The following is an 8,863-nucleotide window of genomic DNA, read 5'->3' on the forward strand; positions in this document are numbered from 1 at the left end:
CTTCATAAAAAACACCCCAAAAGTTTTGTGTCTAACTTTTGGGGTGCAGTACAAATTTAGACAGCCCTTTAAATATTTTTTATTTCCGGGAATGTATTAATTTTTCGATGATCGGGCTCCAAAAAGGAAGCATTGCCGGTTTGTTCCACCCATGACATCCGAAAGGAAGTTGGTGCCCGTGTATCTGAAATGCCTCTTCCGGTAATTTGTCGAATGCAAAAGCGATGGCTTCTCTCCATGAGGGAATTCTGAGTTTATGTTCTTTCCGGTTTACTTCTACTCCCCAGAATACATCTTCGTTGAATCGGTTATGGTTACATTGAGATATGTATTTTTCTATTATCGGTCGTTCATTTTGGGCTATTTCAAAGAAGGCGGATACTTTGCGTAAAGAAAAACCTCCATTGCCGACTTTATAAAAAAGTTCTGTATAATCCGATGCATTGAATAGTTTGTTATAGCCTTTTTTCAGTTTAAAAAACAAATGATAATACCATCGTGTATATTTACGTTTAGGAATCCATGGTGCGCCTATATAATCGAAATTGTGACTGCACCATTGTTCAAGTTCGTCTCTGAATACGAATGCATCGGTTTGATGTATGAGTATATATTTGGTATCTGAAAATGTTTTGTAAAATTCAGAAGAGAGCATTAACCGGTTATACCCTTTTAACCCTTTAAAATATGATTTGTCAAAAGAGTATGTTTCTCTTTTGCCATATCGTTTCTCTATTACGGTCATATCTAAACCGTCCGGAATCACGAAACATATGCTGTAACGTTTTAATATATCGAAACATCGATCTAATGATATCCATTCGGTGTCGGATAATTCCGTTGTATAGATTGGTATGATTACTTTTACTAAATACGGATCAACCATTATTTCTGCACTTTCTTAGTTCTGCAATTGGTATAAATAGCAATAATACCTAAAATAAGAATCAGTCCGATGCATACGAATGCAATTCCTACCGTGATGTGTATTGATTGAGGATCGAAACGGAAAATGATTTCATGATCTCCCGATGGAATATCCAATCCCCGTAATACATAATTTACTCGTGCCATTTCGACCGGTTCTCCGTCTATGGAAATATGCCATCCCCAAGGGAAATAAATTTCGGAGAATACTGCGAAATTATTTTTTGATGTATGAGATTTATATTTTAATTCATTGGGTTTGTAAGATGTCAGAAAAATCGTATCGCCTGCAGCAGGAGCAGAGATATTTGTTTTTATTTTGTCTGCGAAATGACGGTCGGCGATCACTGTTTTCTTTTCATTAAAATCGTCTAACGCTTTCATTTCCTGTTCGGCATTTTCTACCCATTTAATTTCGGATACAAACCATGCATTGCCCGCAGCTTCAGGATTTTGTACTACTTGAGGTGCAGCACCGTTTTCTCCGGGAAGGATAAAATATTTTGTATTGAGCATGTTTATCACATGCGGGTTGTTTTTACTGAGCTGGTACTTGATCAAGTCATCATATCTCCGCAATTTTGCAGCATGATAACCTCCGATAGATTTATGTCTGTAAGAGGTGATGGCATCGTTAAATGGATCATACAGAAGATTGTATACCCGATAATTCGGATCAGGATCGGCGAGTATTTGCTTGTCTATTTCTGTCATGGGGAAGGGGTCTTTCAATTTTTTTGCCGATACGAAGTTTTCGCTGTTCAAATAACGCTTGTTTACCGGGTACATGTCGGCAAGAATAATAATGCCGCATAATGCGACCAGAGTTGTTTTGTTGATTTTACCTTTGGCAAATAAGAACAAAACGATAGAACCTGCCAATATGAACAAGAAACTGCGTAATGCATCATCTGTAAAAATAGATTCCCTTACCAGTTCGAGGTTGTAGAACACATCTCGGTATTCCATGTGTTCGCCCATAAACACCTGTTCTTCCGAGCTCAAGAAATTAAAGAACAATCCGGGAAAAAGGAAGAATAAAAGAGATATGCCTCCGGTTAGAGCAAAGGAGATGATACTTTCTCTCTTTTTCTCGATGAGGATACGGGGGTTTGTGATTATTTCTTTCAGTGCTAAAATCGCTAATAAGGGAATACAGAACTCTGCTACCACAAGAATACTTGATACTGTCCTGAATTTGTTATACATCGGGAAGTATTCGATAAAAAATTCGGTTAGCGGTAAGAAGTTCTTTCCCCATGACAAGAGCACCGTTAATATTGTTGCTGCCAGTATTGCCCATTTCAAAGGACCTTTAACGATAAAACAACCCAATATGAAGAGTAACATGACGAATGCTCCGACATATACCGGACCTGCCGTTCCGGGTTGATCTCCCCAATAATGATTCCCGATTTGAGCTACATACTCCCGTACTGAAGGATCTGCTTTTTGCATAGCTTCGGTATTTTTGGCGATAGCTCCGGTTGCTCCCCCTTTTACGTTCGGAATCAATAATGACCAAGTTTCTCCTATTCCGTAACTCCAATGAGTTATATATTCGGTATCCAGTCCGCTTTTAGCTGATATTTTTTCATTGGCATTTGTGAGTTCCGCTTGTCCGCGCATCGTTTCTTTAGAATACTCATAAGTATTATAAAGACTCGGAATATTCGCTCCAATAGCCAGTAATCCGGCACAAATAATTACTCCGGTGGCCTTAAAATATTGTGGAAGTTCATGTCTTTTTTTGAAATCGAAAAAGTAGGCAATAACCAAAGCGGCTATAAAGAACATGAAATAGTAACTCATTTGAATGTGGTTTGATGTGATCTGCATCATTCCGAAGAATCCGATTAATGCAGCACCTCCGATGTATTTACCACGATAGGCCAGTATTATACCGGCGATTGTCGGCGGTATATATGCCAGAGTGATGAATTTCCAGATGTGTCCGGCTCCTATGATAATAAAGAAATAAGAAGAAAAGGCGTAGGCAATTGCTCCCACCAATGCAAGATACCACCGGATTTTCATTGCCGATAATAGGATGAAAAAACCTAACATCATAATGAATACGAGTGATGCCGGAGATTGTAGTCCGAGGTGATATATTCTTCCGATTTGTCCCATCCAGTAATTATTGGCATAACTGGGTGAAATTTGGAAATTAGGCATTCCTGAAAAAAGCGAATTGGTCCAACGTGTCGTTTCTCCGGTTGCTTCACGGAAAGCTTTTCCTTCCTGACCGATTGCGATTCCTTGTTGAGTATCTCCTTGAAATAACACTTTCCCCTCTAAAATATCCGGAGAAAAATAAATATAGGAGAGAATAATCATAAACAGAATAGAACCGATATACGGAAGAGTTTTCTTGAAGTTTATTTTACACATGACAAAAAATTTTCTTTATTATTCTGTTGCAAATGTATAGAAAAAAATAAGAAATTGGCTTTTCTTCTTTTGCCAAATCCAAAATATTAAATACCGGTTATTAGGGGCGGTTTAATTTTTGTGAGGATTTTTTATTCTGTTCTTAACCATTTGTTACGCAAATATTTTACCGGATACCACGCTGCGGGTAGTCCTAATAACGTGACAATTGCCAGTACGGCAAGTGCATCGCTCCACAAAAGACGTACAGGATAAGCATCTACGATGAATGCTCCAGAGGTTTGACCTAATCGGAGTAATCCGTATTCTTGTTGTAGCCAACATAAAAATATCCCGGCGATGAGTCCTGTCCCGGCTCCGATTGCCGAAATAAGCCACCCTTCGGTTAAGAATATTCTGGAAATAAGCTTTTCATCAGCTCCTAAATTTTGCAAAGTCTTAATATCGTTTTGCTTGTCTATGATCAGCATCGAAAGAGACCCTATAACGTTGAATGTGGCGATCATAAGAATAAAAGCCAGTATCAGAAATGTCATCCATTTTTCTATTTGCATCATTCTGAAAGAGGTCTCTTGCTGCATCATGCGGTCTTTGACAAGATAATCTTTTCCCAGATGTTCCGATAACGAAGCAATAACGCGCTTTTCGTTAGTTTTGGGTTTTAGCTTTATTTCCAATGCGGAAGCTTGTTGAGGATAGTCGAACAGTTTGGCCGCCATGTCTAACGGAACAATAACCATTTGATCGTCATATTCAGGTTGATTTACACTGAATACGGCTGTCGCGAACATCCGGTCTTCATTAAATGCATTCGAGGGATTTGCTAAATTTACTTTTGCTTTGCGTTTAGGAGTATAAACAGAAAGAGGATATACGTAATGTGCTCCCACCTCCAAACGATTTGCTACTCCGACTCCTATGGTTGCATAATTGGCAACAGAATCTTTTAAAAAAAAATTCCCGTCTAATAATATGCTATCGATATTGCTTACTTGAGAATAGTTGTCCGGTACTCCTTTTAATAATACCGGCATTTGTCGGTTCCGGTATATCAATAAGGCGTTCTCTTCTATTACCGGAGCGATTGCGTCTATTTCTTGCCATTCTGCAAGAGATTTTATCGAAGGGTCTTGCAGCGATAGAGTCTTTCCCGTGGCCGGTATGACTTTTATTTGCGGATCGAGAGAGGAATATAGAGAGGCTATAAGATCTTGAAACCCGTTATAGACCGATAATGTACAAATCAATGCCATGGTAGTTACGGCAACACCGCATATAGATACCATGGATATAATATTGATCGCACTATGAGATTTTTTTGAAAAAAGATACCGGATCGCTATTTTCAGGGAAAGACTCATCGCATCTTTGTTTATTTATTCAATAACGTATCGATATTTTCGATATAGTCGAGAGAGTCGTCCAAAAAGAACATCAGTTCGGGTGTCTTGCGTAGTTGGAATCGAACCCGTTTTGCGAGTTCATAACGTATCGACCGTGCATTGTTTTGTATCGATTCAAGAATTTCTTGTGATTTTTCCGGGGGAAAAATACTTAGATATGCTTTAGCTACGCTTAAATCGGGACTTACGCGTACAACGCTTACCGATATGAGTGTGCCATGTGTTTTACGGGTTTCGTTTTGGAAAATGTCACTTAGATCTTTTTGAATCAGACGGCTTATTTTACTTTGTCTTGTAGTTTCCATAATTTGAATATTTTATTTTTGATCCGGGATTTTTTTGAAAAAATCCGGATCGCAATGTTACGACAGTTCAATATACGAACTTTTCGCGAAATGTGACCCGGATATAAGAAATTTATTTTTTCCAGATTAAGGTTAGCCCGTCACGTAGTGGTATGATTACTTTTTCCACACGGGTGTCCGAAACTATCAGATCATTAAATTTCCGAATTCCGACGGTTTGTCCGTCTCTGGCTTGCGGGTCGATTATTTTACCGTCCCATAAAGTATTGTCCGCTAAAATAAATCCTCCCGGACGTACTTTGTCGAATACGAGATCATAATATTCGCAATAGTGGCGTTTGTCGGCGTCGATGAATACCAGATCGAATGTTTCATCAAGAGTCGGTACGACTTTTATTGCGTCTCCTATATGGAGGTGTATGTTATCTTTGTAAGGGGATTGCTCCAGATAAGGCCGGGTGAAATCTTCCAATTCGTCATCCATTTCAATTGTGTGAAGTACGCCTCCGGGATTTAGTCCTTCTGCCATGCATAAAGCGGAATAACCTGTAAATGTCCCCAATTCGAGAATTTTGTCGGGACGAATCATCCGGCAGAGCATTTTAAGAATGCGCCCTTGTAAATGCCCCGACAGCATACGCGGACGCAATAGATTGACGTGAGTATCCCTATTCAGTCGTTTCAGATATTCACCTTCTTCGTCGATATGGCTCAGGATGTATTCTTCCAGCAGTTCTTCCATGTTTCCGATGCTCTTATCGCAGATTTTCTAAGTTCGGGAGTAAGTAACTGTTGTAACAATCCAATACTTTTCCTACCGGGTCGATCTCAAGGAATGTACTGCCACCTCCTTCTCCGAAAGCGCCTCCAATATATGCTATTAGGTCGTCTCTGGTTATCCAGCCGCGGTCGATCATCAGTTTCAGGCCGTTATGAAGATATTCTCTGGAAGTATTTGTTTCCGGTTGATATACGGCAATTACTCCATAAGACAGAGCTAACTCTCGCATTGTCGATTCTCGGTAACAAACGGCAAGAACAGGATATTTCCCTCTGTATGCAGCGATATTTCGAGCTGTACGCCCGGTATAACTGTCGGTAACGATTGCTTTTACACCGAGTTTTATCGATGAGCGTACGGCTTGTTTAGCAAGAAATGCTGTAATATCTTCCTTGTCTTCTTCTGTCGATACTTGGATATCGTTATCCGATAGTTTTGTTTTTTCGGCTTCTTCCGCTACTTTCGACATTGTAGCGATAGCCTCTACCGGATATTTGCCGTATGCGGTTTCTCCGCTAAGCATCAAGGCATCGGTACGGTAATAGATGGCATTAGCGATATCTGTTACTTCTGCCCGTGTAGGACGGGGATTTTTGATCATCGAGTGTAACATTTGTGTCGCTACGATAACCGGCTTTTTGGCTTGTACGCATTTCTTGATAAGAATGCGTTGTATTCCCGGTATTTTTTCTTGGGGAACTTCGATTCCTAAGTCTCCGCGGGCGATCATCACGCCATAAGCGACTTCAAGTATTTCATCAATATTGTCGACACCTTCCTGATTTTCTATTTTCGCAATGATTTTTATGCTGCTGTTATGCGCATCGAGTATCTCTTGTATATCGAGGACGTCTTGCTTATTGCGTACAAAGGAGTGTGCGATAAAATCGATATTGTGCTCGATAGCATATAAAATGTTTTTACGGTCTTTTTCGGTCAGAGCCGGAAGATTGATGCGGACACCCGGTACGTTAACGCTTTTTCTTGATCCCAGTTCTCCTTCATTTTCTGCAATACAAAGTAAAAAGTCGTCGTGTTTTTCTATAACTTTGAATTCTATTTCTCCATCATCGATCAAAACTAAACTACCGACCGAAAGATCTTTGACGAAATTCGAATAAGAGATGCATATGTGCTCTTTAGTCGTCAGTTGATTAGGATTACCACTCATTTTTACATAGTCTCCAGTCGAAAAGTTGATGCGTCCGTCGTCGGCAATTGCTGTGGTCCGCATCTCCGGTCCTTTCGTATCCATAAGAATGGCGATCGTATTCGAGACGGCTCTTACATTCGTTATAATTTTATTGAATCCTTCAGCATCCAAATGGGCTGAATTCATACGGACAACGTTCATTCCGTTTTCGAAAAGATCCCGAACGAATTCAACGTCGCAACGTTTATCTGAAACTGTGGCAACAATCTTAGTTTGTTTTGACATAATTTGATCTATATAACTAATATAACAATCTGAGAGTATTTATTTATTATTGATTAATGCTTCGATAGCCAGTTTGTATGAATCCATGCCGAAACCTGCTATTGAGCCTTTGCATGCGGCCGCAATCATAGAGGTGTGGCGGTAAGCCTCTCGTGCATGTATGTTGGAAATGTGTACTTCTATCACAGGAACATTAATTGCACGTATGGCATCTGAGATGGCTATGGAAGTATGTGTATAGGCTCCGGCATTGAGAACAATGCCATCAGTATCTCCAAACCCGTATTGATGCAAAGTATTGATCAATTCACCTTCAATGTTGGACTGAAAATAAACCAATTGGTGTTCCGAGTATTTGTTCCGTAAAAATTCCAGATAACTTTCGAAAGAATTTTCTCCGTAAACGCTTTTTTCCCGTTTCCCAAGAAGGTTCAGGTTGGGTCCGTTAATGATAAGTATATTCATAAAGAATCTTTTTTATACCTTTGTCTTATCCGAAGATTTCGACGTTTTCAATCCTTCGGTAAGATGTTGCAAAAGTAAATAAAAAAATCGAATATTTAGTTCGTAAATAAGATGATACTTACCGAGAGAGATTTAATGAAAAAATATCTGAGTTATTTAAAGCTTGAAAGAGGGCTTTCTCAAAATACGGTCGAGGGTTATCGAAATGATGTGTATAAATTATTATTGTATATAGGTACTGAGAATTTGACCCGGGAAGTACTTCAGAAAGTCGATATTCAACAATTTATATGCGGGTTACAGGATATAGGAATACATCCCAGATCACAAGCCCGCATATTGTCCGGATTAAAATCGTTTTATAAATTTTTGTGTTTAGAGGATTATATCAGCGTTAATCCTGTCGAGTCGATAGAAGGTCCTAAAATCGGACTTCATCTTCCGGAGGTGTTAAGTGTTGAGGAAGTAAATCGCATGGTTGACTCTTTCGATATGTCATTGCCTGAAAGTCAGCGTAACAAGGCAATTATAGAGGTTTTGTATGGTTGCGGTTTGCGAGTGTCGGAATTGATAAATTTAAAAATGTCCCGGATTTATGAAAAGGAAGAGTTTATAATTGTTGAAGGAAAAGGCGATAAACAGAGACTTGTTCCTATTTCGAGGATCGCATTGCATGAAATTGAAAAATATAAGAAAGATCGGATGTTATTAAATGTAAAGAAAGGTGATGAGGATATTCTTTTTTTGAACCGTCGGGGGGGCCGTTTATCCAGAGTCATGATTTTTTATGTTATTCGCAATCAATGTGAGATTTGCGGCATTCATAAAAAAATCAGTCCTCATACCCTACGGCATTCTTTTGCTACCCATCTTCTTGAGGGAGGAGCTAATCTACGTGCCATTCAACAGATGTTGGGACATGAGAGTATTACTACAACAGAGATTTATGTTCATCTGGATAAGGAATTTATAAAAAGTGAAATTTTAAATCATCATCCGAGAAATATGAAGTTTCGGACATAAGTCTCGTTTGAGAATCTGTTTGAATCTTTTTCTGCTCTGTTTTTATTTCTCTACAGATGCGTTGTAGTCTTTTCCCGAAGTTGCAAAGTATCTTCAGATTTTTTTTAGATCTGTATGGGTATTGAAC

At 39.1% G+C, this 8,863-nt stretch carries 8 protein-coding genes; 1 reads left to right on the forward strand and 7 read right to left on the reverse strand.

The genetic code is table 11. The features are described from left to right. Nucleotides 1-79: 79 nt before the first annotated feature. From AC1WHX_RS08275 to aroQ, 7 genes are all read right to left on the reverse strand, one after another. The gene (locus AC1WHX_RS08275) at nt 80-886 is read right to left on the reverse strand and encodes a DUF5672 family protein (protein WP_022390631.1); all 807 of its coding nucleotides are present in this window, start codon (nt 884-886) and stop codon (nt 80-82) included. Next, nucleotides 886-3,321 (reverse strand): glycosyltransferase family protein, encoded by a 2,436-nt coding sequence (locus AC1WHX_RS08280; RefSeq protein ID WP_022390632.1) that lies wholly within the window; start codon nt 3,319-3,321, stop codon nt 886-888. Before AC1WHX_RS08280 ends, AC1WHX_RS08275 begins: the two co-directional genes overlap by 1 nt. A gap of 131 nt (nt 3,322-3,452) precedes the next feature. After that, nucleotides 3,453-4,682 (reverse strand): FtsX-like permease family protein, encoded by a 1,230-nt coding sequence (locus AC1WHX_RS08285; protein WP_009318279.1) that lies wholly within the window; start codon nt 4,680-4,682, stop codon nt 3,453-3,455. Between the two features lie 11 nt (nt 4,683-4,693). After that, nucleotides 4,694-5,029, reverse strand: a complete 336-nt coding sequence (gene rbfA, locus AC1WHX_RS08290; RefSeq protein WP_022390633.1) for a 30S ribosome-binding factor RbfA — start codon at nt 5,027-5,029, stop codon at nt 4,694-4,696. Nucleotides 5,030-5,141: 112 nt separating this feature from the next. Continuing rightward, a complete protein-coding gene (locus tag AC1WHX_RS08295) occupies nt 5,142-5,771 on the reverse strand; it encodes an O-methyltransferase (RefSeq protein ID WP_022390634.1) in 630 nt (209 codons plus the stop codon). 13 nt (nt 5,772-5,784) lie between these two features. Further along, nucleotides 5,785-7,251, reverse strand: coding sequence for a pyruvate kinase (gene pyk / locus AC1WHX_RS08300; protein WP_481229133.1), 1,467 nt, complete (start codon nt 7,249-7,251; stop codon nt 5,785-5,787). 36 nt (nt 7,252-7,287) lie between these two features. Continuing rightward, complete coding sequence (gene aroQ / locus AC1WHX_RS08305; protein ID WP_022390636.1) at nt 7,288-7,713, reverse strand: type II 3-dehydroquinate dehydratase; 426 nt, start codon at nt 7,711-7,713, stop codon at nt 7,288-7,290. A 111-nt stretch (nt 7,714-7,824) separates the two neighbouring features. Here aroQ and xerA point away from each other — a divergent pair, with 111 nt between their 5' ends. Next, the gene (xerA, locus tag AC1WHX_RS08310; RefSeq protein WP_022390637.1) at nt 7,825-8,736 is read left to right on the forward strand and encodes a site-specific tyrosine recombinase/integron integrase; all 912 of its coding nucleotides are present in this window, start codon (nt 7,825-7,827) and stop codon (nt 8,734-8,736) included. The last annotated feature ends 127 nt before the right edge of the window (nt 8,737-8,863 follow it).

The organism is Coprobacter sp., from assembly GCF_982436375.1.

Bases quoted from the DNA above. Each gene is read 5' to 3' on its own strand.
- AC1WHX_RS08275 (WP_022390631.1), bottom strand. From the start codon at position 886: ATGGTTGATCCGTATTTAGTAAAAGTAATCATACCAATCTATACAACG.
- AC1WHX_RS08280 (WP_022390632.1), bottom strand. From the start codon at position 3,321: ATGTGTAAAATAAACTTCAAGAAAACTCTTCCGTATATCGGTTCTATT.
- AC1WHX_RS08285 (WP_009318279.1), bottom strand. From the start codon at position 4,682: ATGAGTCTTTCCCTGAAAATAGCGATCCGGTATCTTTTTTCAAAAAAA.
- rbfA (WP_022390633.1), bottom strand. From the start codon at position 5,029: ATGGAAACTACAAGACAAAGTAAAATAAGCCGTCTGATTCAAAAAGAT.
- AC1WHX_RS08295 (WP_022390634.1), bottom strand. From the start codon at position 5,771: ATGGAAGAACTGCTGGAAGAATACATCCTGAGCCATATCGACGAAGAA.
- aroQ (WP_022390636.1), bottom strand. From the start codon at position 7,713: ATGAATATACTTATCATTAACGGACCCAACCTGAACCTTCTTGGGAAA.
- xerA (WP_022390637.1), top strand. From the start codon at position 7,825: ATGATACTTACCGAGAGAGATTTAATGAAAAAATATCTGAGTTATTTA.